Annotated in this window: 21 protein-coding genes and 3 pseudogenes; 5 read left to right on the top strand and 19 right to left on the bottom strand. The window is 60.4% G+C overall.

All coding sequences use genetic code 11. The features are described from left to right. The first annotated feature begins 663 nt into the window (after positions 1 to 663). From AC1VVK_RS19415 to tnpB, 3 genes are all read left to right on the top strand, one after another. Entirely contained in the window at positions 664 to 1,245 is a 582-nt protein-coding gene (locus AC1VVK_RS19415; RefSeq protein WP_482906399.1) for a hypothetical protein, read from the top strand. Between the two features lie 398 nt (positions 1,246 to 1,643). Further along, entirely contained in the window at positions 1,644 to 2,063 is a 420-nt protein-coding gene (tnpA, locus tag AC1VVK_RS19410; protein ID WP_482906398.1) for an IS66-like element accessory protein TnpA, read from the top strand. Beyond that, complete coding sequence (gene tnpB / locus AC1VVK_RS19405) at positions 2,060 to 2,314, top strand: IS66 family insertion sequence element accessory protein TnpB (protein WP_482906397.1); 255 nt, start codon at positions 2,060 to 2,062, stop codon at positions 2,312 to 2,314. Before tnpA ends, tnpB begins: the two co-directional genes overlap by 4 nt. A 49-nt stretch (positions 2,315 to 2,363) precedes the next feature. Here tnpB and istB read toward each other — a convergent pair whose 3' ends face one another. Both istB and istA read right to left on the bottom strand, forming a co-directional pair. Continuing rightward, positions 2,364 to 3,236, bottom strand: coding sequence for an IS21-like element helper ATPase IstB (gene istB, locus AC1VVK_RS19400; RefSeq protein WP_482903750.1), 873 nt, complete (start codon positions 3,234 to 3,236; stop codon positions 2,364 to 2,366). Further along, the gene (gene istA, locus AC1VVK_RS19395; protein WP_482903749.1) at positions 3,233 to 4,483 is read right to left on the bottom strand and encodes an IS21 family transposase; all 1,251 of its coding nucleotides are present in this window, start codon (positions 4,481 to 4,483) and stop codon (positions 3,233 to 3,235) included. The genes istB and istA overlap by 4 nt, the downstream gene beginning before the upstream one ends. A gap of 416 nt (positions 4,484 to 4,899) precedes the next feature. On the opposite strand from istA, the gene tnpC reads away from it, so the two are divergent. Both tnpC and AC1VVK_RS19385 read left to right on the top strand, forming a co-directional pair. Then, on the top strand, positions 4,900 to 6,426 hold the full coding sequence (tnpC, locus tag AC1VVK_RS19390; RefSeq protein ID WP_482906746.1) for an IS66 family transposase: 1,527 nt from the start codon (positions 4,900 to 4,902) through the stop codon (positions 6,424 to 6,426). Between the two features lie 153 nt (positions 6,427 to 6,579). Next, positions 6,580 to 7,640, top strand: a protein-coding gene (locus AC1VVK_RS19385; protein WP_482906396.1) for an IS630 family transposase whose coding sequence is annotated in 2 segments (ribosomal slippage) — positions 6,580 to 7,084 and positions 7,084 to 7,640 — 1,062 coding nt in all. Because the reading frame shifts where the segments join, the coding sequence is not laid out codon by codon here. Positions 7,641 to 7,649: 9 nt separating this feature from the next. On the opposite strand, the pseudogene AC1VVK_RS19380 reads toward AC1VVK_RS19385, so the two are convergent. The 17 genes and pseudogenes from AC1VVK_RS19380 to AC1VVK_RS19300 all read right to left on the bottom strand — a co-directional run. Beyond that, positions 7,650 to 7,751, bottom strand: a pseudogene (locus AC1VVK_RS19380) (IS5/IS1182 family transposase); the annotation flags it as partial. A 715-nt stretch (positions 7,752 to 8,466) separates the two neighbouring features. After that, positions 8,467 to 8,997, bottom strand: coding sequence for a hypothetical protein (locus AC1VVK_RS19375; protein WP_482906395.1), 531 nt, complete (start codon positions 8,995 to 8,997; stop codon positions 8,467 to 8,469). Positions 8,998 to 8,999: 2 nt separating this feature from the next. Beyond that, the gene (locus AC1VVK_RS19370) at positions 9,000 to 11,825 is read right to left on the bottom strand and encodes an RHS repeat-associated core domain-containing protein (RefSeq protein WP_482906394.1); all 2,826 of its coding nucleotides are present in this window, start codon (positions 11,823 to 11,825) and stop codon (positions 9,000 to 9,002) included. Positions 11,826 to 11,839: 14 nt separating this feature from the next. Beyond that, complete coding sequence (locus tag AC1VVK_RS19365) at positions 11,840 to 13,747, bottom strand: hypothetical protein (protein WP_482906393.1); 1,908 nt, start codon at positions 13,745 to 13,747, stop codon at positions 11,840 to 11,842. A gap of 106 nt (positions 13,748 to 13,853) precedes the next feature. Next, positions 13,854 to 16,061 (bottom strand): Calx-beta domain-containing protein, encoded by a 2,208-nt coding sequence (locus AC1VVK_RS19360; RefSeq protein ID WP_482906392.1) that lies wholly within the window; start codon positions 16,059 to 16,061, stop codon positions 13,854 to 13,856. 124 nt (positions 16,062 to 16,185) lie between these two features. Further along, the gene (locus tag AC1VVK_RS19355; RefSeq protein WP_482906745.1) at positions 16,186 to 16,389 is read right to left on the bottom strand and encodes a transposase; all 204 of its coding nucleotides are present in this window, start codon (positions 16,387 to 16,389) and stop codon (positions 16,186 to 16,188) included. A 129-nt stretch (positions 16,390 to 16,518) separates the two neighbouring features. After that, complete coding sequence (locus AC1VVK_RS19350; RefSeq protein ID WP_482906391.1) at positions 16,519 to 16,749, bottom strand: transposase; 231 nt, start codon at positions 16,747 to 16,749, stop codon at positions 16,519 to 16,521. A gap of 62 nt (positions 16,750 to 16,811) precedes the next feature. Next, entirely contained in the window at positions 16,812 to 18,395 is a 1,584-nt protein-coding gene (locus AC1VVK_RS19345) for an integrase catalytic domain-containing protein (protein WP_482906390.1), read from the bottom strand. A gap of 138 nt (positions 18,396 to 18,533) precedes the next feature. Next, positions 18,534 to 19,003 (bottom strand): annotated as a pseudogene (locus AC1VVK_RS19340) (IS5 family transposase); the annotation flags it as partial. 64 nt (positions 19,004 to 19,067) lie between these two features. After that, positions 19,068 to 19,358: pseudogene (locus tag AC1VVK_RS19335) on the bottom strand (transposase); the annotation flags it as partial. 44 nt (positions 19,359 to 19,402) lie between these two features. Then, positions 19,403 to 20,401 carry a P-type DNA transfer ATPase VirB11 gene (gene virB11, locus AC1VVK_RS19330; protein ID WP_482906389.1) on the bottom strand — a complete coding sequence of 333 codons (999 nt, stop codon included), beginning with the start codon at positions 20,399 to 20,401 and terminating at the stop codon, positions 19,403 to 19,405. A 3-nt stretch (positions 20,402 to 20,404) separates the two neighbouring features. Then, on the bottom strand, positions 20,405 to 21,490 hold the full coding sequence (locus AC1VVK_RS19325; protein ID WP_482906388.1) for a TrbI/VirB10 family protein: 1,086 nt from the start codon (positions 21,488 to 21,490) through the stop codon (positions 20,405 to 20,407). Then, positions 21,483 to 22,172, bottom strand: coding sequence for a TrbG/VirB9 family P-type conjugative transfer protein (locus tag AC1VVK_RS19320; RefSeq protein ID WP_482906387.1), 690 nt, complete (start codon positions 22,170 to 22,172; stop codon positions 21,483 to 21,485). Before AC1VVK_RS19320 ends, AC1VVK_RS19325 begins: the two co-directional genes overlap by 8 nt. After that, complete coding sequence (locus AC1VVK_RS19315) at positions 22,169 to 23,029, bottom strand: VirB8 family type IV secretion system protein (protein WP_482906386.1); 861 nt, start codon at positions 23,027 to 23,029, stop codon at positions 22,169 to 22,171. The genes AC1VVK_RS19320 and AC1VVK_RS19315 overlap by 4 nt, the downstream gene beginning before the upstream one ends. Further along, on the bottom strand, positions 23,029 to 24,195 hold the full coding sequence (locus tag AC1VVK_RS19310) for a TrbL/VirB6 family protein (protein WP_482906385.1): 1,167 nt from the start codon (positions 24,193 to 24,195) through the stop codon (positions 23,029 to 23,031). Before AC1VVK_RS19310 ends, AC1VVK_RS19315 begins: the two co-directional genes overlap by 1 nt. Next, positions 24,195 to 26,567, bottom strand: coding sequence for a VirB4 family type IV secretion/conjugal transfer ATPase (locus AC1VVK_RS19305; protein ID WP_482906744.1), 2,373 nt, complete (start codon positions 26,565 to 26,567; stop codon positions 24,195 to 24,197). The genes AC1VVK_RS19310 and AC1VVK_RS19305 overlap by 1 nt, the downstream gene beginning before the upstream one ends. Then, positions 26,546 to 26,833: a VirB3 family type IV secretion system protein gene (locus tag AC1VVK_RS19300; RefSeq protein WP_482906384.1), complete on the bottom strand. Its 288-nt coding sequence runs from the start codon at positions 26,831 to 26,833 to the stop codon at positions 26,546 to 26,548. The genes AC1VVK_RS19305 and AC1VVK_RS19300 overlap by 22 nt, the downstream gene beginning before the upstream one ends. Position 26,834 lies beyond the last annotated feature (1 nt).

Below are 26,834 nucleotides of genomic sequence, written 5' to 3'. Positions count from 1 at the left end.
AGTGTATCATCAAGTGATCCAAGTTGTAATGGCTTCAAAGCGCCACCCGCCATCGTCAAGCCAGAACAATATTGTCCGCCGGCCCAATCGCTCGACCAGATCGCGTAACCGCGCGACCTCTCGCGTTTCATGACCACTGCAGGCAGTTCGATTAGACTGAAATCGGGCGAGCGGCACTGAAGCCGCCTCTTCGCCTTTTGCGTCGTAGACCATTCAGTTTCTTAGTCTTGCTTCCAACCAGTGGCAGGCCAGTAGGCCGGCGTCAGAATTTTCACGGCCGCCTAACGAGTTGTACTCACCGCCATTATCGCCCTCAAATACGCAGCCCCTGATGAGGCGAAGGACTGCACCGCACAATGTCGATCTCGCCTGATTCAACATGGCCTTGGCGTAAGGATTCCCGTCTGTTATCCTGCCAGGGCGCTGCGCAAAGGGCAGCGCCGGGACTGGTAATCCCGCACACGAAGCAAGCTCGGAAAACACGGTTTTCCGGGGTGCCGTCGCGCATGTCCAAGCCTTCGGGTGAAAGGCGGCGGCGCATGACGTGTGCATGTTACCAGCTCCGGCGGCTCCCGCGCGTTAGCGTGCGGGAGTTCGGGACTGGTCCGCAGGTTGTCTCGAAGCCTTCCGCCAACCCGCCTAGATGCGGACCCGGAGGTGCTAATGGACGCTCTTGTTCGTGCTGCTTCACCCGATGAAATCGCCGCTGTCTCTGCGGCGCTGAACTCCTTGCCCAATGACCATTCCGCGCTCGCGGCGCTCTGGAAAATCTATCGCGCGGAGCCGGTGCGATTGCTGCGCACTCAGCAGGGTCGTAGTCTCAGCCGCGCACGCGCCAGACGAGCCGAAGAGTTCATGGGCTCGCTTTCGCCCGATGTGCCGTTCGATTGGCACTATTTCCTCTACACGTCCGGGATCGTTGCCCAGCTGGCACTATCGGCCCACCTGCTCGATGTCGGCTTTCCCGACAGCTGGTGTGCGCGGCATGTCGGCCTCCAGGTCGACAGGTCGCTCGCCTACGCCAACGTCACCGGTTTCGGCTACGATTGCCCGGAGACCGCGCGGCTGCTGCAGGTGCTGTCGCCCTACTGGAAATGGAACCGGTCCCATCTGTTCGACGACAAGGTTCTCGACGACGGCGGCTTCACGCCGGACCAGATCAGAGTGATAGTTTGCGCACTGGTCGATCACGTCTGCCAGGTGACCGGCCATGCGCGGTTGCGCCAGCGGGCAATGCGCCCGTGATCAGACGGCCGAGGTGCCGATATTCCGGATCGCGAAGCGGTGCGAGCGCCGCCGAGCTCTGGCGCAATTCGGAGTTCCGCGATTGTGGGAATTCGCGTGCGTTGCGTGCGCAAAGACGGCGTGAGACCGAACCGGTCATCGTGACGGGGCGGCGAAAATTTTATGGGGCCGTTCCGGTATCATGCGATGTCTTCCGGGATGTTTGCGGTTTTCTCGCCCATTGATCGTGTCCCGGGAGGTGGTGTCGCTGAGCGTTGAGGTGGTCACCGTGATTTTCGGATAGGTTTGGGTTGCGACACTCGAACCTGCCGGAAGTAATCAGTAAGCGGTAAAAATCCCCCACATTTTCAGATGCTCCGAGGTTGGTAGTTTCGCCGCAGTGAATGGCGAGGTTACCAGTGAGTGATGAAACTGATTTCGAAACATGTTTCGAAACGAACGCCCCGGGTCAGGTGCAGCGGCTTGACGTGATCGAAAGCCCGCGGGGCAAGCGTCACTGGACGCCTGAGGCGCGCGCGCAGATCATCGCGGAAAGTCTTGAGCCGGGTGCCAATGTGTCAGCGGTGGCGCGCCGCCATGGGATGTTTCCGCAACAGTTGTACACATGGCGGCGCGGATTGCGGGAGCGCGCAGAGGCGATGGCCTTTGTGCCTGCGATGGTCGAGCGCGGGAAGGACGACGAGTTGTCCAGCCCGGCAGTGCCACTAGTGAACGGCCAGATAATCGTCGAGGTAAGCGGGCTGCTGATCCGTATCCCGCCCGACGTGAGCGCGGATCACATCGAGCGGGTATTGTTGGCCGCGCGGGTAAGCGCGTGATCATCCCGCCCGGCCCCCTGAAGGTATTGGTAGCAACGCAGCCCGTGGACTTCAGGAAAGGAATGGTGGGCCTTGCCTCGCTGGTCGAGCGCGAGCTCAGGCTCGATCCCTTCTCAGGCATGCTGTTTATCTTCCGGGCACGCAGGGCGGACCGGATCAAACTCCTGGTCTGGGACGGCACTGGGCTGGTGCTGGTGACGAAGCGATTGCACGATGGGAAGTTCCGTTGGCCACTGTCAACGACACTGTAATTTTCCCCGGAACGGGCAAAGTAAAATTCCCCACTTTGCGGCGTAACGTTCACGTCGGCATGGAGGCGCCTCCTGTTCTGGGAGGACGGCCTCGACGCCGAGGTTCCGTGGGTGCTGGCGGGGTAATTCGTGCAGTGGAGCGGACATGCTCGGGCAGCAGGTCTGCGTGGCGCCTGAGGCGATAGCTTGAACCGTCGATCTGGATGACGATGGCGTGGTGAAGCAAGCGGTCGAGCAGCGCTGTAGCGACCACAGGACTGCCGAAGATTTCGCCCCATTCCGCGAAGCCCCGGTTCGAGGTGAGGATCATCGCCCCTTTTTCGTACCGCGCATTGACGAGCTGGAAGAACAGATTGCCGCCCCCGGGTACCACCGGAAGGTAGCCAATCTCGTCAACGATCAGCAGGGAAGGCCTGCAGTAGAAGCGGATCCGCTCCTGCAGGGAGCCCTCCCGTTCAGCCTTTGCAAGCGCGCTGATCAGATCCGCGAGCGTGATGAACGAGACGCTCTTTCCAGCTTTGACGGCCTCGAGGCCGAGCGCGCTGGCAAGATGGCTCTTTCCGGTGCCCGGGGGGCCAAGCAGATGGACCACCTCGCATCGCGCGACGAAGTTCAGTTCGGCAAGCGCCAGGATGCGGGCCTTGTCGAGCGAAGGCTGGAACGAGAAGTCGTAGCCGGTGAGTGTCTTGACGGTATTCAGCCGGCCCATCCGCAAGGCGGTCCGGATGCGTCGTTCCTCGCGGAACGTAAGTTCTTCGAGGAGAAGCTGTTCGATCATTTCGAGTGCGGTGATTTCGCCACGGTCGAGACGAGACACGCAGGTATCGACCACTTCAATGGCGCGCGGCATTTTGAGGCCGACCATGCTGATCTTGATGCGATCGAGCAGCGATGCCGTCGGATCGGGAAGCAGCGAGTTCATGCGCCAGCTCCCGTCGTTGCCATCTGGTGAGCGACCGCGGCGTAGAAGTCGAGCGAACGGCGCGTCACCACTTCACCGCTGAAGCCGTGCGGGATCGGATTTTCGTCTTTGGCCCGATATTGACGCCGGTGACCTTCCAATAGCGAGCGCTGCCGGCGCCCTTCCAGAAGGGGGTGACGAGCAATCAGCCGATCATCTTCGAAGATGCAGATCTCGTCCGCCAGGCTGTGGACCTCTACCACCCGTTTGCGGGTCGCATCGGGTACCGAGTAATAGTTGCCGCCGACGCTCACCATACCTTCGTGGCTAATCCTGCGCTCGAGCTTGAGAACCGCGCCGAACGGGATCAGCGGCAGGAGCTGGAGTGTCGGTTTTTCCTGCGCAAACGCCTCATTGACGATACGTCCGGTCGTTGCATGTACACGCGGGTTGGCGACGCCGCTGAGCCACTTTCCGAACTGAAGGTTGAGATCGTCGAGATCGCGGAACGTGCCGCCCAGGAAAAAGTCTTCACGGATATAGCGGAATGGCCGCTCGACCTTGCCTTTCGTCTCTGGTCGGTAAGCGCGGCAAGCCTTCGGCAAGAAGCCATAGTGGCGCGCGAACTCGCCGAGCGTCCGGTTGTAAACGACGCGGCCATCTTCATCCTCACCGAGAACGGCCGTCTTCATCCGGTCGTAGAGGATTTCGCGCGGCACGCCGCCGATCGCCTCGAACGCAGCTCTGTGGCACGCAAGCACGGTCTGCATCGTCTGGCGCTGTGCAAAGCGCCCCCAGATCAGCCGTGAGAAGCCCAACACCATCGAGAACAACCAGACAATCTGGACGCTGTCCGGCGCGCTGGTGAAGCGCACTCGGAACTGTGCGAAGTCGACCTGAGCCTGTTGCCCTGGCGGCGTCTCGAAGCGCACGGCGAAGGCGCTGCCACCACCGGCCGGCCGTAGCGCACGCACCGCATCGCGCACGGTGCTGTAACTGCCAGCGTAGCCACGCTCGCTAATCTCACGCAAAAGCCGCTGCGCACTCAGGCCGGGATACGCCTCGAGCCTTGCCTTCAGGTAATCGAGCCACGGATCCAGCAAGCAGTCACGTGGCTGCCGGGGGCCGTAGGTCGGTATCTCGAGCCCACGTGCAATGTATTTGCGCACGGTCTTGCGGTCGATGCCGGTCTGGCGGGCGATCACCGCCACCTTCAGACCTTGGCGATGCAAATCCAGGATCATCATCAGATCTCCAAGCTTCTTCATCGCGGCAGCGCCTCCTCAAGAGGAGTATGCCCGATATTTTGTTTTGGCCCTCGTCCGGGGCTCGCCCCGGACAAGGGCCAATCAGAAGAAGTGGGGAATTTTCAAATGTTCGTTGTGGGGCATTTTACTCTGCCATCGACAGCCACGTCCGGGAGACGGGGTGATGAAGCTGTCAGCGGCGCAAGCCTCGGCGTTGATCGAGGGGTTGGACTGGTCGCGCGTGCACGTGCCGCGCGTGCCCAAACCGATCCATGCGCAGTAGGCCGCATGCCTGATTCTGCTTGGCGCAAGGCTGTTCCTCGCGAGGCAAAATCCGCTAGAATGCAGGCGTGGCGGCGCACCCAGAACTCCCCGCAGCGACCGGCGCAGAAGCCGGATACGACGAGCTTCCCGACGACGTCGAGCAGCTCAAGGCGATGCTACTGGCCGAGCGCGCCCGCGCAGCGCGGCTCGAGCATATCCTCAAACTGATCAACCGCACGACCTTCGGCAAGCGGTCGGAGAAGCTTTCTGCCGATCAGCTCGCACTGGCGCTGGAAGACCAGGCCGTGGCCCTTGGTGAGGCCCAGGGCCTGCAGGATAAGACGGACGAAGAAACCGAGCGTCATGGCCTCGTGCCTCGCAAACGCCGGCCCGCCGACACACAACGTGCATCGCTGCCGGCGTATCTGCCGCGCTTCGAGGTGGTGATCGAACCCGACAGCCTGGAATGCGCCTGTGGCGGCGCGCTGCACAAGATCGGTGAGGACCGTGCGGAACGGCTCGACATCATCCCGGCGCAGCACCGCGTCATGGTCACGATCCGGCCGCGCTATGCATGCCGGTGCTGTACCGATGGCGTACACCAGGCCCCGGCACCGGCGCGCGTGGTGCCGGGCGGCTTGCCGACCGAAGCGCTGATCGCCGATGTTCTCATCAACAAGTACTGCGACCACCTTCCGCTTTATCGCCAGTCGAAGATCTTCGCGCGGCAGGGCATCGAGATCAGCCGCGCCACGCTGGCCAACTGGGTCGGCCGGGGCATTGCGGCGCTGCAGCCGATCGTCGACCGGATGCGCGTGGATGCACTTGCACGATCACGGCTGTTCGTCGACGAAACCACCGTCAAGGTGCTGGCACCGGGGACCGGCAAGACCAAAACCGGCTACATGTGGGTCATCGTCTGTGACGACCGGGCCCATGGCGGTGCCGATCCGCCGCTGGCGCTCTACACCTATATGCCCGGCCGCGGGGCCATGTGGGCGAGACAGCTGCTGGGAGCCTACCACGGCATCCTGCAGGTCGATGCCTGGCAAGCCTACGACCAGTTCGGCAAGGATGACCGCGCCAATGCTGGCGTCTGGAAATCCTACTGCTGGGCGCACCTGCGACGTAAGTTTGTCGATGCGGGCAGTGATGCTCCGATCGCGCAGGATGCGTTGCAGCGCATCGCCAGGATCTACGGCATCGAAAAGGACATCCGTGGTCGCCCGCCCGAGGAGCGCCTTGCTGTACGGCAGGAGCGAAGCCGTCCGCTGATCGATAGCCTCCATGCTTGGTTCACTGCCATCAGCCCCCGCATCATGGCTGGCTCGGCGACAAGCGACGCGATGAAATATGCGCTGAAACGTTGGGCGGGCTTCAGCCGGTTCCTCGACGACGGGCGGATCGAGCTCGACAACAACGCCGCCGAACGGGCCATCAGGCCAGTGACTCTCCAGAGAAAAAATGCGTTGTTCGCCGGCCACCAACTCGGCGCCGAAAATTGGGCGGCGATCGCCTCGCTGGTCGAAACCTGCAAGATGCTGGACCTCGAGCCCTATGCCTACCTCTCCGATGTACTCGCCCGAATTATCAGCCGCTCCGACACCGATCCGATCGACGACCTGCTTCCATACAACTGGGTCAATACAAACGCCGGGCAAACCATGTTCGAAATGAGCAACATCGTCACCGCTGCTTGATCACCGAAATTACATCGCCAAACCCGCCAAGGCCGCTCCACCTCCACATGGGGGATTTTTACCGCTTATACCAAATCCCGTTGGGGCTGACTCATTGGGATTCCCAAGAGCAGATTTTTCTGATTCACCATCGCGAGCAGATGGAGGCTTGCGATGGCGGCGTCGTTGGTTGTGCGAAGCGATTATTCAGGGTCAGACTTGCGAGCTTTTGCCCGGCGCAGCGATGATGCGCAGCAGGTGCGGCGGCTTTTGGCGATGGCCTCGATCCTGGATGGCGGCACGCGGAGTGATGCGGCGAAGATTGGCGGTGTGACGCTCCAGATCGTGCGTGACTGGGTAATCCGCTTCAACGCCGAGGGCCCTGACGGGCTCAAATCGCGCAAGGCCCCCGGCAAGCCTTCAATCCTGGGCGATGAGCAGCGCCGGGCCCTGGCCGCGCAGGTGGAGGCAGGGCCGATCCCGTCCGCGCATGGTGTGGTTCGCTGGCGGCTGGTCGATCTGGCGCAATGGGTGTGGGACGAGTTTGGCCTGTCGATTTCCCCGCAATCGCTGAGCCGGGAGATGCGCGCGCTAGGCTACCGCAAGCTCTCGGCCCGCCCGCGTCACAACGGCCAAAAGACTGACGATATTGCCCATTTTAAAAAAGCTTCGCCACCCGCCTGGCAAGCATCACCGCAAGCCTGCCCCAAGGAACGCCCGTAGAATTGTGGTGGCAGGACGAGGCGCGGATCGGCCAGCAGACCAAATTGACCCGGCGCTGGGCCAAGCGCGGCACCCGGCCTTGCGCCCCAAGGGATCAGCGCCGATCCTCGGCCTGGATCTTCGGAGCGATCTGCCCGTTGGAGGGCAAGGCGGCAGGCATCGTCATGCCGGCCTGCAACAGCGAGGCGATGACGATGCACCTCGAGGAAATCGCCTTTCACGTCGCGCCGGGCGCACATGCCGTGGTCATTCTCGATCAGGCCGGATGGCATGGATCGGCCGAACTGGTCATTCCGCCAAACATCACCCTGATGCCGCTGCCGCCACGATGTCCTGAACTCAACCCGGTCGAAAACATCTGGCAGTTCATGCGCGACAACTGGCTCTCGAACCGCATCTTCAAATCTTACGACGATATCGTCGATCATTGCTGCTTCGCCTGGACCAAGCTCGTCGATCAACCATGGCGCATCATGTCCATCGGCATCCGCCAATGGGCCCATGGGTTCTGATTAATGGGATTTGGTATTACCCACTCGGGGCACGCCACGCGGTTTGTTGGGCAGCAACGGCTCGATGATGAGCCATTCCGGGTCCGTCAGTTCATACCGCCGCCGTGCCATACACCCTCCATTCCGAGGACGCCTGAATCACGGCAAGGCTGACCATTCAACCCAATTTATGAGTTTACGCCCTAGCTCACCGCCCACTATTCACATCAGCCGTCTTGCCGCGGCCAATCCCCAGCGTTCTGGCGCCGATCCGGCAGAGGCAGAGCTGGAACAACTGAACGCGATTCAGAGTCCAGGCCGGCGTCGGCTGTGGCCGGGGTGAAGCGGATCGGCAACGTCTCCGTCCAAGGGCGCTTTGGTTCGAGATGGAAGCCATTTGGGCGTCCCTTTGGGATTTGATCAAAATGGTCCATCTCTGCATCAGGAGATGCTGGAAATATCGATATATTCCTTCGTCTTCCTTTCTGGCGCTGAACCATTTTGCCTCAAACATCGATGGCGCCGTTTTTGAGTTTACGCCCTTAGCAGAGTGTAGATCTCACCGTTCAGCAGTTCGTCGCGCGTCAACCCGTTGAAGTAATCGCAGTAGCCGCTCTCCCACGACTCTAAAAGCGCGTCAGCGCCAAACCTAAAGGGTCTTTATCGAACGCATGCTCGTCTTCTCATTCTCTCACTTCCACAGCGCAATGTTGCGTTCCGGACCGTACTACGTTGTCGGATGTGGATGTAGGGGGCAACGTCATCGGCTCACACTATCCAAACATGCTCCATTCAAACGGCTTGTCCTTCCGGCATCGACTGTAATCTCATTTTTACATTGTGGAAATCATTTTTCACAAAGCTTGTCATTCGGATTCACAATTTCGAACCGGCGGATAAGCTGCGAGAAGGGAAATGACGAAAGCTCTACAGCTCTCCGAAAGGTATTGGCCGGCAGAGTTACAGGAACAACTGGACTGTAGGCCCCTGCGATGAGTTTAAAATTATATACTCTATCCGTTGCTGGATCGCCACTCCGAGCAACCACTCGCACGTCCGTAACGTGTCCGTCTGAGGTGAATTTATATGTCGATGTGGTGGACCATTCGCCATCCGCATCCATGCGGAACTCGGTGAGGCGAACAGGCCGAGAATCTGCAAGCCAGACTTGAGCCTGGTCGGCTTCAAGTTGCGATGCTTCGTTTGAATTCACTTCGCCAATAAAGGCCTGTCGGTCCTTGAGAGCACACCAGCCACGTCGCTCAGTTAAATAAACGTAAAGCGTTTTTTCTTTAATCGGCACAGGCTTGGAATGTGCTACTGAACTAACACCGATAATTGAAGCAAATATCATGCATCGCATCAATAAATTATGCACCGTTATTTCCTTGCGTAAGCAGCGGCACAACTGGCCGCCTTTACCTGATTTTGACTTTGACGAGCGCCAGGTTCGACATAGTGGACGGGGTCAGATGGCTTGAAGTTCGCACCATTTTTGAGCCCGGCAGACACCATAGCATCTAAAATCGCAGAATTATTGCCGTTGTTTGAGCGAACCCCAAAATCTGCCGCCAGTCCGACCTGGTGGGCCGATATGCCCCGCGCTGCGCCGAATGGGGAAGCTCCGGAGCTAGCTGCTCGCCTACGAGCATTTTGCATTGCCTGTGTGCGATAGCCATCTGTGAACATCGGGGTAATTCCTTGGTCATTTAGCGCGTCGATTCCTGTACTCAATTTCGCCGCAAAATCAGGTTGGAACAGTGCGATTGTGCCTGCGCCTACTCGATAACGACCGGCTGGTGCAACTAGCTGGCATCCACCATTTTTCGGCTTTGACTTGTCCGGAGCCGGACCGATCTTCACCTGAGCGCCGGATTGTGGCTCCCGATTGCCATGCGCTTCGATATCACCCAGACCGTCATCAGAACAATTTACGGCGTTGCCATCTTTATCTGTCCCACAACCTATTCCAAGACCGGTGGGATCACCAAAGTTGGCAGGATTATTATTGACGTACGCATAGAGGTTGACCTGATCCTTGTACCCAATCGGATCGGTCTGCAAAAAGCGGCCAAGGGTCGGTGAGTACATGCGAGCCTTGTAATAATACATGCCGACTTCCGCTAGCCACGCCTGTCCCGTGTACTGGAAACGCCCTCGATTGGCGCCACCCGGGATGCCGTACTCGTCATAACTGTTGATCGCAATGGCGCTTCCTGCCGCATCGCCGGACAATACGACAGAACCGCGAGAATCGGCGTAGAGATGCCTCGCCGACGAGGAGCTGATCGAGGACCCAGAAAATTCGATCAGCGGATTATCGGATTCCTCGTCGGCACCATGCAGGTAACGCCGGAGCAGATTGCCCGTCGCGTCATATTCACCAACGAGCGCGCTGCCGTCGTAAAGGAAGCGCGTAGTGCTCGAAGAGGAACTGCCCTGGATCTCATAAAGGCGCCCCTGCGGATCGTAGCGCAACGAGGCCTGAAGTGCGCCTGTGTAGCCTGACAACGCGCTTGGGCACGCCGTCGAGGTCGCTGCCCGAACTTCCACCAGGCGGTTCTCGACATCGTATAGGTAAACGGTTGGCTCCTGCGTCCCCAGCGCTGCCGTCAGGTTGCCGTTTGCGTCATAGCAAAAATTCGCAGGCCCTGCCGTAACATACTGATTGAGTCCGTTTGCTAAGTAGTTGCGGTTAAGATTGCCTACGCCAATCCACGCAAAGGCGTCATTATCACGCGTTTCGCTCGTGACTAGCCCTGCTGCATTCCAGGTCAACCGCCAAGCGGCCCGCGAGCCAGCAGTTCCGTTGGTAATCGCAATATCAGACAGTCTCGCCGCAGCATCGTAGCGGAAGCTCTGGTCGTAAGCCTGCCCAGGTCGGTCAATCGACTGCAGCAGACCTTGATCGCTGTATGCCGGTGAAGCAAGAAGCTCGCCGCTATCGTTCCGGATATTCAGTTCGCGGTCGAGGCCATCATATTGCCTGGTCACGTATCGACCGTCAGGCCACGTTATCTTTGTTCGATTGCCGTCCGAATCATATTCGAAGGCGAGAAGCCGACTCTGGCCATCCATGTTGACCGAGGTCGAAACGAGGTTTCCAAAGCCGTCGAAGCCATTCACTATGCCCTCCCCATTCTGGCTGTCGAACCGCGCATAAGTCTGTACGCCGCGCAGGTCGTAACCATAGAAGATGTCGCGCGTCGCAGCCGGTGAAAGTCCCACGCGTTCGGGCACGTATTTTTTCGTGACCCGATTCAGTGCGTCAAGCTCAACCGTCAGCAGCGAACCATCACGCTTCATCTGCTGAGTGCGATTGTTGTTTCTGTCATAGTAATACTTCTCGCAATTATCGCTAGCGGAATAGGCAGCGCTAGGTCCGCTGACACCATTCACCTCTGTGACGTAGCCAATTGAGCAGCTTGATACTGCCCCTGAGGTGGCGAGCGCACTATCGGGCGTGCTTCCATCAAAACCTATGACGGGCGCGCTTGACGGAAAAGCCCACGCAATTTGCCTGTCAAGCCCATCATAAATCATCTCCGCACGGTTGCCATCGGCATCGATGACGACACTTTGCTTACCGTTCGGTGTAAATTTGTACGTGACGTACGGCTGCTCGATCGCCGTTCCCACGGCTTCCCGAATTTGGACAACCCGTCCTGTCGCGTCGTAGACATTCCTGCTGATGCGGTCAGGACCATCACCGCCCACTTCGTTCAAAGTGCACGCGCTCGATTGAAGATTGGCATAGGTCGATGGATTCATGCGAGACGCGGCGCATTCCAACCGACCGACCGCGTCATAGCTGTATTGCGTCAGACTGACCGGTACCAGGTCGGTCCCCTTGACCAGCTCGGTCACCTTGCGGTTCATGTCGTCGTAAGTCGTCTCGGTCACGGTGAACACCGAGAACGTCGACCAATAACGCGGTTCCACCGCTTCGCTTTGCCATGAGGTGAGTTGGCCCGACTCGACTTTGGTCACGTTTCCGCGACTATCGTACGTCATGCGCGTCGCCACATATTTGAACGGAGCGACCCCGTCCGCATCGGGCGCAATCTTACCTGTTACCTGGCCGCTCGCGTCATAGCGCGTTGCCAGCGTATAGGGCGACGGATTTACCTGAGCAAAAGCATAATGCGGAGCCGCGACCCAGCAGATGCCGCAAGCCAGACCGACAACATACGAACGAATCTTCATTTTGTCGCCCGACATCACGAGCACACCGCAAGATTTGCGTTGGGCGGTGTCTCGCTGATGATCCGCCCCCATTTGTCGTAAGACATGCATGTCCTTAAGGTCTTGCCATCGGCAACGACGCTCTTGCCAAGCAAGCGTAGGTTGCTACCTTTGGATGAGCTGCCCGCCTCGTACTGATAATTGGTCCGGACCTCGTCTGCCGCGCCGGCACTACAATTGCCATTTGCATCAGCTGCGCTGGTCTTGCAGAATTGTTCAGATTGCAGAACCCAAACTGGTGCCGATGCGCTAAAAGCACCGGCATTGACTGTCCAAGCGCTAATTTGACCGTAAGTATAGCGAGTCTCGGGATGGATACCGTTCACGTCGGCAGGAAGCGTCTTCTTCAAGAGGCCGCCATGCACATTGGAATAGACTGCGGTAGTCGTATTTCCCCTGCCATCGGTTGCGCTGGTCGGCTTATCGCAATTAGCGAGAAATGAACAATCATAGGTATATTTGCGCACAACATCTGCCATCGCGGAACCTGGCTTAGCCTTCTCCGTAATGGATTCAACAGCGCCCCAACCAGTATAGGTATAATCAGACTCATTTCCTTCAGGATATTTCCAATATCGTGCGGAGACTACATAACACCCTCCACCGCTGGTCGCGGGTATGCAATAGTTTGACGTCATCGTCTGCCCAAGCTCATTGGTAATCGCGGAAGGGCCGGTTGAAATGATATAAAAGTCTTCGACTCCACTTCCAGGCCTCTTCATTGCTTGAAAATTGACTGAAACGCTCGTTCCATCGCTGCGGCTGGCTGTCCCGCCAGCGATTTCATCGTCATCTTCTCCCTGCATCACGTGCCGCCATGAGTAGGCATAGTCAGCGCCGGAAGCGAAGTCCTGACTTTCAACGTAAGCATACTTCGCAGCCCTGACCATCCTGTTGGTCAGATAAGGCGTGCTTGCCCCGGGACGATAATATGCCTCGTTCCAACTATACAGCTGAGTGGCCGAAGCCATCGCCGCTGTATAATCAGTCTCGCTGTAAGTTGAATTATACTGCGAAACGTTGCCCAAAGCGTCTGTCGACGATGACATGAAGCCGTTGGCCGAATAGGTATAACTGGTCTTGTAGGTCGAGGCGTCGCAGGTGTTGGTCACAGGAACCGTTTCGACCGCTGCGTTGAACAGGCAAGCCTTGCTAATCATTTGCCCATACGGGTTCGAAACCAGTTCAAAAATGAGAACGTAACCGGTGTTGCTGGTTACGCGCCGCAGATAAGCCCCATGCGCCGAGGTCGGCTCATCGTATGAAAGAGCAAACGTGACGCCGTCGGGCTGCTCGATCTTTGAGGCAAGGAAGGCATAGCCGCTGGTAATGCCGCTGGGGTTGGATCGCGATCTCTTGGGTGCATCGGCATAAGCCCCCGGCGGCCTGAAAGTGATCCGCATACCATCCTGCGCAGTGTAGACGAGGTAGCGATCGGTCGCGCCCGATCCCGTCGGTACCGCCTGCAGTGTGTCCATCCCCATTAATGACGTGGTGGAGAAGTTATTGGTGTTAACTGCGGTAAACTGCTGCCCCCGAGCACCCTCTACCGTGAAGACCGCCGAGGCCGTTCCGTTGGGCTTATAAGTCGCATAAACATACCAGTTGTTGGTAAATTGCCCCATGATATTCCAGGCATTGGAATCATAAGTGCCATTCGTGCGTTCGAGACGAATGGCACCTCCGCCAGTCGCAGCCAGATCGACGTTCGAATAGGCATATTGCCCTGTGCGCATGTCGACCCCCCCGGCAATGACTGCATATTCCTCGGGAGGTGCGGGCGGAATGGTCAGTGGATCAGTTTGAGCCCACGCCAAGCTCGGAAATGAGATCGATGCCAGGGCGAGGGCAGCCCCACGCCAACGAACAGCCTTTGCATTCATTTAAAAGCCCTTAAATTCTTATGTCAGATCAGCGCCAAAACACAGCGCCACTAAGACTCGTGTACAAAACATCACTAAATGAAGATGTTTTGTGCGGCTCGCCACGTCAACATGATCGACAATTAGTAACATCAAGGATTGCGCCCTGCCCTTGGGCATCAAGGAGTGTTGCCCCCGCAGTCGCACCGGAGAGATTAACGTACATGTATTCCGTACCCTCATCGGTGAGCGGATCTGTTTTCGTCGTTACTACAATGGTGGCTGTTGTTTGCCCCGCAGAAAACGTTAACGTTCCCGACGCAGCAGTAAAATCAAGCGATCCCGCGGTTCCCGGCGCCGTGGCATAATTCACACTAATCGGTACCGTGTAAGCTCGGGACAAGCTGACAATAAATGCCAAACCTCCCCCCTCTTTCACGCTGGCATCACTAATTGAAATCGTTGGCGGCCCTACGTCATTGTCGTTGATTGTGCCGGTTCCCGTAGTGCCCGAAATCGATGTATAGGGGCCAGGATTCGATAGCGTTACGGTCATGGTTTCAGACGATTCAACGAGTGCGTCGTCGATTGTGGGCACACTGATCGTTGCAGTCGTTTGTCCAGCGGCAAAACTGACTGTGCCCGATGCAGCGGTAAAATCGCTACCGGACGTCGCCGTGCCGCCTGACGTCGTATACGTGGCGGTCGTTGCAACCGCCGTATTCCCTGTGCGTGTAACCGTAAACACCAGGTTTCCACCTTCGGTCACAGTCGCATTGCCCACGGAAAGATAGACTGGCGCCACATCGTTGTCGTTGATCGTGCCGGTGGCCGTAGCGGTGGCGATGGTCGTGTAATTGGCAGGATTTGACAGTGTAACCGTCATTGTCTCCGGCGGTTCAACTTCGGAATCATCGGCAGTTGTGACGCTAATTAATGCGGTGACTTGATTACCAAGGAAATTTACGGTCCCTGAAGCCGGCGCGAAGTCGATCCCCGAAGTTGCGGATCCGCCGGCTGTCGCGTAGGTGGCACTCGCAGGGATCGCGTAGTTTCCGGATCGCCTAACTGTGAATGTTAGGGTGCCGCCCTCAGTGGTTGAAGTATTTTCAATCGCCAGGATTGCTGGTGCCACATCATTGTCATTGATGGTGCCGGTGGCCGTGCCGATTGTAATTGAAGTGTTTGCGGAAGGGTTGGACAAGGTCACGGTCATCGCTTCAGCGGGTTCAACCGCACTATCATCGATGGTTGCGATGCTGATCGTGGCCGTCGTTTGCCCTGCTGCAAAGCTCACCGTTCCAGAGGCGGCCGCAAAATCGCTTCCCGCTAACGCTGTGCCATTCGCAGTCGTATAGCTCGCACTTGCCGCAATCGCTGTGTTGCCCGACCGGGTGACCGTGAAAACGAGGGGCCCGCCTTCGTTTGCCAGCGCGTCGCTGATGGCAAGATTTGCCGGCGCAATGTCATTGTCATTGATTGTGCCCGTCGCGGTGGGAGTAGTGATCGTCGTGTTGGCGGACGGGTTCGACAGGGTCACGGTCAAGGTCTCAACAGATTCGACTTCGGTATCGTCGATCGTCGCCACACTGATGGTTGCTGTAGTCTGGCCCGCAGCGAAGCTCACCGTCCCCGAGGTGCCGGTAAAGTCGGAGCCCGAGTTCGCCGTTGCGCCGAAAGTTGCGTAGCTTGCGCTCGCGGCAATCGCGGTATTACCTGTGCGCGTGACCGTAAACACCAAAGCGCCACCCTCGGTCACAGACGCGTTCCCAATTGCCAGGTTCGCCGGAGCCACGTCATTATCGTTGATGGTTCCGGTCGCGGTAGCTGCGGCAATCGTCGTGCTCGCGGATGGATTGGACAGCGTGACCGTCAATGTCTCGGCCGATTCAACCTCGGTGTCGTCGATCGTGGCCACACTGACGGTTGCCGTGCTCTGGCCAGCAGCAAAGCTCACAATTCCCGATGCAGGCGTAAAATCGCTGCTCGGTGCCGCCGTTCCTCCGGCTGTCGAATAGCTCGCACTTGCAGGTATCGCGGTATTGCCCGAACGCGTGACTGTAAACACAAGCGTTCCGCCTTCGGTGACCGAAGTGCCGCTGATCGCGAGATTAGCCGAAACAACGCCGGTCACGGCATAGTTGCTGCGATTGCCTGCTGCGTCATAGCCGATCGTATGCGCTTCGCCGTCGTTGGGCCCACCCGACTTTGACGCGGTAACCAACCGATTTAAGGCATCATAAGTGTAAGTCGTGGTTTCCTGCGCACTTGCAGCTGCCGGCGGAAAAAAAGCAAGCGCCGCCAATAGGCCGCCACACGCCCGAAAATCAATCACTGAAGCCCCCGTCTAATGCACACTCAATACGCCAAGCGGCGGCCTTAAAGAGATTTATCGGCCACATGGAATGGCATTTTAGAAAGTTAATTGAATTATCCCCATCAAACTTCGTACCTCAAACCTATCTCTCCTGCCCGACAATTGCGGCAGCCTGCACGGTGCGCGCGAGCCGTTTGATCTCGCCGCGATCCTCGGCGCTGGCCGGCGTGTCATGAAGCGCGAGCAGATGGCTCAGCGTATCGACCGCCATGTGGAGTTTCGATCCCTTATTGCGCTTGCCGCCATCATAGCTCGCACGTTCGCCCCTCTCGGGGGTGGAGCACAGCGTTCGGCTGTCGATGATCGTCGCGCTGGGTTCTGCAGATCGCCCCGCAGCTAAGATCAGGACTCATTGATTGATCCAGAAGATGACGGTTGCGGCGATGCAGATGGCGGACATGAATGTGTGGGCGCATCAATCGCGGCGGGTATGAATGCGGCGCCAGTCCTTGAGCCTGCCGAACATGTTTTCGATCCTGTGGCGCTGTCGATATAGCATCGCGTCGCGCGGGATCGGGACCTTCCGGTTCCTCTTTGACGGGATGCAGGGCGCGATGTTGCGTTCGGAGCGCGCCTTGCGGAACCAGTCGGCGTCATAGCCTCGATCGCCGAGTAGGGCTTTAGCGCGGGGCAAAGCGTCGAGCATTGTCAACCGAACCGAGGATTTGACCCCTTCGTCGAACTGAGGAACTGACCCCCCGTGTTGCCTCACCGAAGATTGTTACCGAGCTTAGCGACTGCGAGATGCGCCATATCACCACCCGCCGCGGCGGGTGGTGATATGGCGAGGCTCTTCATCCAGTCCCCGCCAAGGATGATCTGTCCGGTTATTTCTGCACGCCATACCTTCACGGCCTTTTGCACCGTCCTCGCGCTTTTCTGCGTGAAGCGCGATGGATCGGCGTTCATGAGCCGCAACAACACCGTCGCAGCTGAGATCGCCGGATCAGCCTCGAGCCAAGAGCGGATTTGCGCCTCGAACGGATCGAGCATGTGCGGTCTTTTCGGGTAGGGCTTGGTCCGCCGGTAGGGGCGTCGATGTGTCGCGCGCTTCTCGCCTGCCTGCCAGGCGGTTTCCAGATTTGCGGCGAAGCGCTGCAGGTCGATCACGGCCGGCTCCTCAAGCTTGGCATTCAGCCCTCTGCGATCGACGCGCTTCCCCAGATCGTCCTGGGCCGCCCGGATTGCGGCGAACAACATCACGGGATCCTCTGCATCGAGCACTCGACCCAGTCGCTCCTTGTCGGCCATGGCGACATTAGGATGCGCCAGCACGCGCGCGGCCGGCGGAACCGGCGGATGATAGCGCTTGATGACGCGCGCGCCGATCCGGGTCTTCTCCCGCAGCTTGAACGAGGGCTGGAACAGATTGCCGTGTAACCGCACCACATCGTAAAGGCGCGCCAACGACGCCGTTGCCTCCGGGCCCACGAACCTGCCATAGCCCACCAGGCGCCGCACGATGGCGCCGTTCTTCTGCTCGACCCATGCCTGGTCGTTCTTGCGGTATGCCCGGGACCGCGTCACTTCCAGGCCCTGACTGCGGCACCAGCATACCACCAGCTCGTTCATGAACGCGCTGTCGTTGTCGAAGTCGACACCCAGGAGCGGGAACGGAAAGAGCTGCTGCGCTTGCCGGATCGCCCCAACCACGAGGCTGCTGTCGCGACTGCGGACCGGCACGCATTCGGTCCAGCCCGTCGCGATGTCGGTCAACACCATCGTTTGCACGAAGCTGCCGGATGACGAGGTGCCGGAATGGGCCACAAAGTCGACCTCGACAAAACCCGGCAGAGGATCGTCCCAGTCCCCAAAGGTGCGGATCGGGACCGAACGGCGCACCGCGGAACTCATACCGGCTCGGCGGCGCTGTCCGCCGCGCGCTACCACACGCACCTCCGACAGTAGCCGGTCCATCGTCGCGGCGCTGACCGTGAGCAACTTGTCGCGTAGCTCGGCGCCGACGTCGAGCCGGCCATGCCGCTCGAGCGCTGGTAGCAGGACCGGGATTAGCGGCTTCAGGCGCTTCGAGCAGAGGCGATCGGACGCCTCCCACAGCACCACCAGCGCCTGCCGGACGTCGGCACCGTAGCGGATCGCCTGTCGGCGATCGCGAGGCGGCTTCGTCTCCCGGCGACCCAGCACTCGGATCGCGTGCTTGCGATGATAACCGGTAACCGCGACGAACTCGTCCAGGATCTGCCGTTTGTTCGACCGGGAACATGACCGATACCGTTCGATGATCGCTCCAACCAACTCCGATCGTGTCGCCATGCTGATCCGCCCGACCATCCGACTTCCCCGAATCCGGACGATAGAACAGTCTCCATCTCCGTCGGGACGACGATCCTACCGGTAACATTCTGCTCAAGGCAATGCGGGGGTCAGTTCTCAGATTCGGCAGGGGGTCAGTCTCTCATTTCGTCTGACAAGCATCAGGGCGGCTCCCTTATAGTCGCTCATCTGGCCCTCGCTCAGCGGCATGACCAGCGGCCTCCCCTTGCCGTCGCACACGGCATGGAGCTTCGAGTTCAGGCCACCTTTGGTGCGTCCGATACGTCTGGGAACAACCCCTTTTTGAGTAGACTGGCGGCTGTCCGGTGTGACTTCAGATGGGTCGCATCGATCATCAACTGGTCGGGCTTGCCGCCTTGCGCGGAAAGGGCGGAGAAAATCTTGTTGACCACCCCGAGCCGGCTCCACCGGATGAAACGATTATAGATAGTCTTGGGCGGACTATAATCGGCGAGCGTATCGCGCCATCTCAAGCCGTTCCTGATGACGAAGATGATACCGCTGATGATCCGGCGGTCATCCACCCGCGGCACGCCGTGAGACAGTGGGAAATATGGCTCGATCCGGCGCATCTGTGCCTCCGACAACCAGATCAGATCTCTCATGGCGACGCCTCCTCACGCCGCCATTGAATCAACCAATCACCTGCCCGGCAAGTGATTTAATAGGTCCTGATCCTGGGCGCAGCATGGCACGCAAATCATCCACCAGCGCCTCGAAGCAACCCACTGTCAGCCAGCGCTGCGTCCGCTGATACGTCGCCCCCCAAGGTGGTGTGTCGTTCGGCATCCAGCGCCAAGGCGCTCCCGTCTTTACGATATAACGCAGGCCATTGAACACCTTGCGAAGGCCATGCTTCCATTGCCCTGCATCCTCACGCTGAAGTGTCAGGTAAAGTACGATCACCGACAATTCTTCATAAGATGTGTCAGACGGATGAGGTTTGCGGAAAAACTCCATACAAATCTTTGAATCCATTCGGATTCACAAGTCCACAACGGCCTCTAGAATGGCACCGTTGGCACTAACGGTCGCCAAATTCTAGAAACTCGTCGCCGTCCGTTCTCGCGCGTAAGTTGAACGATCAAATCGACCGAGCGGTTGACGTAGCGCACGACATCCTCCCACTTCATGTTGGCACCGGACTGCAAGATCAGCAGCGCCAACTGATCGATCGCCCGATCGGGGGTATCGGCATGGATGGTACTCATCGAACCGGGATGTCCGGTGTTCACGGCTCGCAAGAAGGTCATGGCCTCTTTGCCCCGCATTTCGCCCAGAATAATGCGATCGGGCCGCATCCGCAGCGAGGCGATCAGCAGGTCTTCGGCCGAGACGTCAGCCTCTCCCAGCGCACCTCGCGCTGCCAGCAAACCCACGGCGTTCTCATGAGAAAGCTGAAGCTCTGCCGTATCCTCGATCAGGATCAGCCGCTCATGCTGCGGCACTTCCTGCAGCAGCGCATTCAAGAAAGTGGTCTTGCCGGTCGAGGTGCCACCTGAGATCAGGATGTTGCGCCGTTCGCGAACCGCCTGGCGCAGCACCACGAGAAGATCGTCATTGTCAGTTGTTTCGACAGCAAGCGGCAAGGCTGTTGTCGCGTCCATCCGGGTCTGCGCAAAGGCGCCTGTGTCATGGTAGTCCTGCAGGCTCAGCCCCGCCGAGACATGACGCCGGATCGCAAGCGCAATCTCGCCCCGCGTGGCGGGCGGCAAGACCACCTGCACGCGCGAGCCATCGGGCAATGCGCCCGACAGCAGTGGATGTTCGCGGCTGATCCCTTGCGCATTCATCGCTGCGATCTGCCGCGCCAGACGTGCAAGAACACGGCCCGTCAGTTCCGGCACCTCGAACCGCTCGGGCACCTTGCCCAGCGCCTCGACCCAGACCTCGCCAGGCCGATTGACGTAGATGTCCGTCACCTCGGATTGTGACAGGAACGGCGCCAGGGGAGCGAGATAGCTCTCGAGATAGACCTCGCGCGCGAACCCGGCTTCTGGCACGGCTCAGTGCTCCACCGACGTGAAATCCAGATCACGCGCCACGAAGACGGAAACGCTCGCGCCTTGCGGGATCTTGAGCGTCGGCTTGATGTCGGCAGGATTCTGGATGGTAGTTGCCTGGGTGTTGGAACCCGAGAGCCCCACGATCACGGTGTTCCCCGCCACCTTTTTGCTTGCGGCGTTCACGCCAATATCGAGCGCGGATTGCAGGATCGCCCCGCTGAAGCGCTGCAGGAAGTGCGTATTGACGTTGCCCTTCACCCCGGCGCGGCCCAGCGGATCGGCAGACGGCGAATCCAGGTCGATCGTCATGCCGTCGGGCCGGATGAGCCGGTTCCATTGGATCAGCGCGCGCTTCTGTCCGAGACTGATGTCGGCCTGATAGCTGCCGAACAGATGGCTACCTCTGGTAATAAGGACACGGGTACCATCAAAGCTCATGACGTCGCGCGAGACGATCGCGCGAGAAAAACCTGCGCGCGTTGAATCGAGCGCGGTTTCCATCACTGCCTGGATCACACTGCCCTGCGGAACCGTGGTGCCGGGATTAGCGAACGGGTGGGCCTGCGCGCGCCCGTCAAATGCCTTGGAAGCGGGCCCGTCAGGCGCAGCGGTTCCACCAGATTGCGGAGCCTGATAGGCAAAACCGGGTGCTGCCGGCATCGATTGCGGCAAGTACGATGCCGGCGTGGGCTGCGGCATGGCCGGTACGGGAGGCGAAGGCGCGTACATTCGAACCGGCTGCGGCTGATAGGCAGGCTGCCCGATTGCGGCATAGCCGACCGGCTGCTGCGGATATCCCATTGGCGCAGCCTGCATGCTCTGCAGCGGCTGCTGGTACTCCGGCGCAGGCGGGATCGCCAGTTCGGGCGGCGAACTGATCATCGTGCTGGCACTGCCCGCCTGCGCCTGGACCAGTGACGGATTCTGCAAGGCCACGCGCCGCGTCTGCAGGCCGTAGAAGATACCGCCGCCCGCAACTGCGAGGATCGCCGCGAAAATCCAGACGCCGGTGCTGCCCGGTGCTCTGGCGACGAGCGGACGGATGCCTTGCGGATCGGCGGCGGGTTCGATGGATGTCTCAGCCACGTGCCTTGCTCTCGCTAACCCGCGTTGCCCGGGCATGCTCCTTGTCGATGCGGAAGATCAGCGTCTCGTAGACGCGGTCGATGGTGTAAACGCCGCCGCGCACGTAGCCATCGACCATCTGCTCGTTGCCGGTCGGTCCCAGCGCAAACGTCGCCGGCATCGCGCGGTCGCCTTTCCATTCGATGTAAGTCTTCGCTCCGTCATCGCGGATCGAAGTCGGCAGCAAAGATTTGTTGCCCGAGAGGCGATAGGTCGATTGCTGGCCTCCGCCGCCCGCTTGCGCAACCGGCGGTACAGGGAAGCTCGGAGGCGGCGGGTTCACCAGGCGCACGACGGCCGGCACCGACTGCGGCGTGCCGGCCGTGAGCTCGAACTCGTAGCTGCGCATGTTGGTGCGCACGCTCATGACGCCGAAAGCCGAGGGACGCATGGCGCGCAGCGCCAGACTGTCACCCGCCCCCGAAACCATGACATTGAAGCCGGTTGGATCGCTCAAGATGACCGAGGCAATTTGCTCGCCCTGGCGGAACATCAGCGTCTGCGTCACATCGGACGCCGTGCGCAAGCTCAGCAGGCCTGTGCCGCTCACCGGCAAGGCGACGATACGCGGATCGATGGCGGGAAGCTCCTGCGCGCTCGCGGCGCCAGCAGCAAGAACGAGAAGCAGCGCAAGCGACCTCATTGCTGCGCCCCCGGCCTGACGAGACGGCTCACCGTGGGCTGCGCCGGTGCGCGGATTGCACCGGGTGCCTGAGGCTGCATCGTCCCCTGGATCGAACTGGGAGGCAGCGCCGACGGGCCTTGTGGAGACGTCGATGAGGAGGCCGGCGCAGCGGCATCCTGCGTGGCGACCGCCTGCGGCAGGATCTCGGCATCGCGGCGATAGCGCAGGACCTGGAAGCCGAGCGGATTGAGCAGTCGATCGGCCGCGCTCATCGATGCGGTGGAGAAGCGGTACTTCATGACCACCGCCCAGTTCTGCACGTCCTGCTTCTGTCCGCCGGGATCGGAGCGTTTGGTCACGAAGCGCACAAGCGCAGTGTCAGGCCCAAGCGAGGAGATGCTGCGGACCTCGGTCTCGACCAGAGCCTGCCGCGGCAGCGTCGCGAGTGGGCTCTCTGGGTTGCTCGCGGCCATCGAGGCAAGATACCGATCGCGTGCCTCGTCGGCCGACCACAGCGCGACCTTGCGGTAGTCGTCCTTCAGCGAATTGATCTCGAAGCTCTCGCGCGCGGTCACGTATTGCGCGAGGAACGAGCGCACCAAGGCATCGTCAGGCGTGATCGACTGCTGCTCGAGCGGCTTCAGCGCCTGGACATTGCCGGTCTGGCGATCGACCAGCAGGGTGTACGGAACGACCGTCTTGAGCGGTAGCAAGCTTGCAAGCGCAATGGCTTCGAGCACGGCAACACCGGTTGCGGCACCGGCAATGATCCAGGCCACGCGCCGCGATGCGGCAAGTGCCTTGCTCCGATCGACAGACCAGGATTCGGCCTGGCTGTAGTAACGGTTGAGGTCGTCATCGCTCATCTTGTTCATCAATTTTGATCCCTGCGCCGTGCGGCCCCGGAATGGCGCCGGGAGGGCCTGCGCCAGGTATTGCCCAATGCATTCTCACCACCGGCCTGGCGGGCCTGTGCTGCAAGAGCTGATGGTGCGGTGCCGCTACCGCTGCGATCCGCCCAACGGCCTCCGGTGCGTGCGATATTTGCGATGCGCTCCTCGCGGCGCACATTGTCCGTCATGGACTGGGCGACGGTGACCGCGCGCGACGGTTCCTCTCCGCCGGCCGTCGTCACGGAAATCCGCTGCGCGGCGGGTGCCTCCGCCCGCTCGCTTGCCTCGGGGAAGATCGCCGTGAAATGGAAGCCGCTGTGGAAGGAGAGCCGTGCCATCAGGAACACGCCTGCCAGCGAAGCGACCGCAAAGCTCAGCGCAGCAACCAGGATCTCCACGGGCGCATCGAGCGTCTGCACATCGGCGGCGCGCCGCTGCAAGGCGTCCTGCAGCCACGGTTCGAGTAGGGCAAGCTCCACCCCGTAGATGACGCTGAGCAGCATAGAGGCGAGGAAGGTCGTAACCAGCGCGCGCGCCCAGCCTTCGAAGATGCCGCGGGTGATCCCGAACAACAGGAGCCCGGCCATCAAGGGGGCAACCGCGAGCAAGAAGCCTGCCGTCAGCCGCACCAGTGCCAACGGTCCCAGCGTTCCGACCAGATAAGCGCTGCGCGCAAAGCCAAGCTGGAACCAGTCGCCCTGGGCAACGCCCAGGCGGCCGCTGCCGTAGGTGTTGAACGCGGCCAGCCCCTTGTCGATATTCTGGAGCCGCGCGGCGAGATCGCCGGCGCTGCCGGGAAGCCCGGCGCTTCCACCGATCACTTGCGCGATCTGGTTTGGGCCATGAATGACGAGGTCATAGCCGACCACCCGCCAGGCCGGCCAACTGGTCGCCAGCGTCAGCATGATGCCCACCCTGAGCACATCGCCCACGACATCGCGTGTTGCCATCGGGTAGCCCAAAAGCAGGCGGATCCCGAACAGGGCAATGAAGATCGTCAGCAGGCTGGTGAGCGCGATCGTGACCGGCGAGCCGGGACTGGCGAGCGCGCCGTAGCCATAGCTGCCGATCGCCTGCGCCTGGCAGTCGATATGCGCGAGCGCATTGGCGAGGAAGTCTTCCCCGGTATGGACGACGGGACAGGCCATCAGGCGCGCGCCAGCAGCGGAGCCATCCAGCCCTCGGGATCGGCGCCAGTCTCCTCGACCAGTTCATCGAAGAGCCGCACGGTCGCCTCGCGGCCGGAGAGGATGGTGAGGATATCCTTCTCGCCCGAGAGATTGAGCCGGGCGACGACGCTGTCCTTGCCGTGCTTGATCAGGAAGCAGTGCGAGTTGTCGGGCAGGCTGCGCACCAGTTCGTACTCGTGCGGTGTCAGACCGAAGCCGTCGATGTAGTCCTCGGGGCGCGCCTTGGGATTGATCATGAAGATCTGCGTGGCCGCCTGCTCGATGATGGCGCTGGCAATCTTGCTTTCGAGGGCATCCTGCGCGCTTTGGGTCGCAAAACCAACGATCCCATTGCGCTTGCGGATCGTCTTCTCCCAATCCTTGATGCGCCGCACGAAGACTTCGTCGTCGAGCGCCTTCCAGCCTTCATCGACCACAACGATGGCCGGCGTGCCGTCGAGGCGCTCCTCGACGCGGTGGAAGAAGTAGAGGAGTGCTGGGGTGCGGACAGCCGGATCGTCGAGGATCGCCGTCATGTCGAAGCCGACAGTTGCCGCCGTCAGGTCGGTGAGGTCCTCTTCGTTGTCGAAGAGCCAGGCGCGTTCGCCTTCGCCCCACCAGGGACGCATGCGCGAATAGAGGTCGCCGGCCTTGGGACGAGCATGGCCGCGCAGTAGCTCGACGAGATGGCGTAAGCGCCGGCGCGGCCGGATCTGGTCGAAATTGGCATCGAGTGCATCGGCGACGATCTCGGCCTCTTCGGGATCGAAGCCGCCGGCGAGCAGACCCAGCCATTCCATCAGGAACTGGCGGTTCGCCGGCGTATCCTCAAGCTGCAGAGGATTGAGGCCTGAAGCACTGCCTACGCGCAGGCGGTCGTACTGGCCGCCGATCGCCCGGATGAAGAGCTCGGCGCCGCGATCCTTGTCGAAGAAGACAATGCGCGGCGCAAACTTACGCGCCTGGGCAAGCAGGAAATTCAGCACCACGGTCTTGCCCGAGCCCGAGGGGCCGATCACGGTGAAGTTGCCGAGATCGTGATGATGGAAGTTGAAGAAATAGGGGCCTGCCGCTGTCGTCTCGAGCAGCGAGACCGCCTCGCCCCAGTGATTGCCGCGCACGCGGCCGACCGGGAAATTATGGAGGCTGGCAAGGCCTGCGAAGTTGCGGCTCGAGACCAGCGCCCGGCGGCCAATATATTTGAAGTTGGCCGGAAACTGCGCCCAGAACGCGGGCTCGAGCGCAATATCCTCACGCACGCCGACAATCCCGAGATCAGCGAGCACGGCAGTAATCTCGGCCACTTCGGCATTGAGCACTTCGAGGCTCTCGGCGTGGACGGCGATCGTCATGTGATGCTCGCCGAACGAAGCGCGGCCTGCGGCCACGTCATCCTTGGCGCGCGTAAGCTCGTCGCGCAGCGACAGGGCCTCGTCCTCTGCCGAGCGCATCCGGCGCAGCGCGAGGTTCATGCGGCCAAGCGCAGCACCGCGTTCGACAAAGGCGAACGACTGGCTCACCGTCATCTCGAAGGGCATCCGGTAGAGTTCGTCGAACATGCCGGGCAGCGTCTGGCCGGGGTAGTCCTTGATCGAGATGAGTGCACCGAACTTGCGGCCGAGATGCCCGGCGGGTGCCAGTTCGAAGGCTTCCTGGCCGAAGCTCACCCGGCGAAAAGGCAAGTGCTGGCCGAGATCGCCGTGCGGCAGGCCGACGGGGCGCATATCGGCGTTGTAGAGGTAGGAGAGGAACTCGAGCGGCTCGGAGCGATGGCCTTGCTCACTCGCGTAGGCCGAGAGCACGCGCGGGTCGTAGCTGCCGAGCGAAGCCACCAGCGCTTCTGTGGCGGCGTCAAGTGCGCGCTTCTCCGTGCCGAACCCCGCCTGCCGGTCAACCGAGGAACGGGTCGCCCAGCCCCGCAGCCGGTCCGCCCAGCCCAGGCGTCCCTGCATCGGGCGGCGCACGATGGTGAGGAACAGTTCGTTCACGTACATCTGGCGCGAGGCGAGACGCGCACGCCAGCGTTCGTCGAGATCGCGCGAGAAGGCATCGGGGAAGCGTGCCTCCAGGCTCGCTTCTGCCTTGCGGCGCACCACGTGATGGTAGATCGCGAACTGCGAGTTCCCGATGGTGCGCAGCACTGCATCGCGCAGGTCCGCGCGGTAGTTGAGTTCGTCGGTATCCGCTGTCTCGAACAGCAGCCCGCCGAGGCGCACGGTCTGCATCAGCAGACCGTCGCGCGTCTCGAGCGTCACGTCGTCGACATGGCGGGCATAGGGCAGGTGATCGCCTGCCCCCTTTTCCCGTGCGATGGTCTTGGGGTCACTTGTCAGGGACGGTAGGAATTGCATTGCCACAGGGCATGGTTCTTCACGCGGGGACAGCGGCTGACGCGCACGATCCAAAGGTCAAGGAAGCGCGGTTCGCGCAGGGACAGCACCGCACCCACCAAGTGGCCCAACAGCGCGATACCGATCACCCAAAAGGACTTGGAGATCAGAAACGCCTCGGCCGCAACGATGCCGTTGGCGACGAACCAGGTGTAGGTGACGCCAGCGAACATCTGCGGGCGCGTGAGTGCCGTGAATACGGTGCTGCGCTGGAGGGGGGCGGTCATG

Source organism: Novosphingobium sp. BL-S-32 (assembly GCF_056857055.1).
This window is presented reverse-complemented; position numbering and strand designations above follow the sequence as displayed.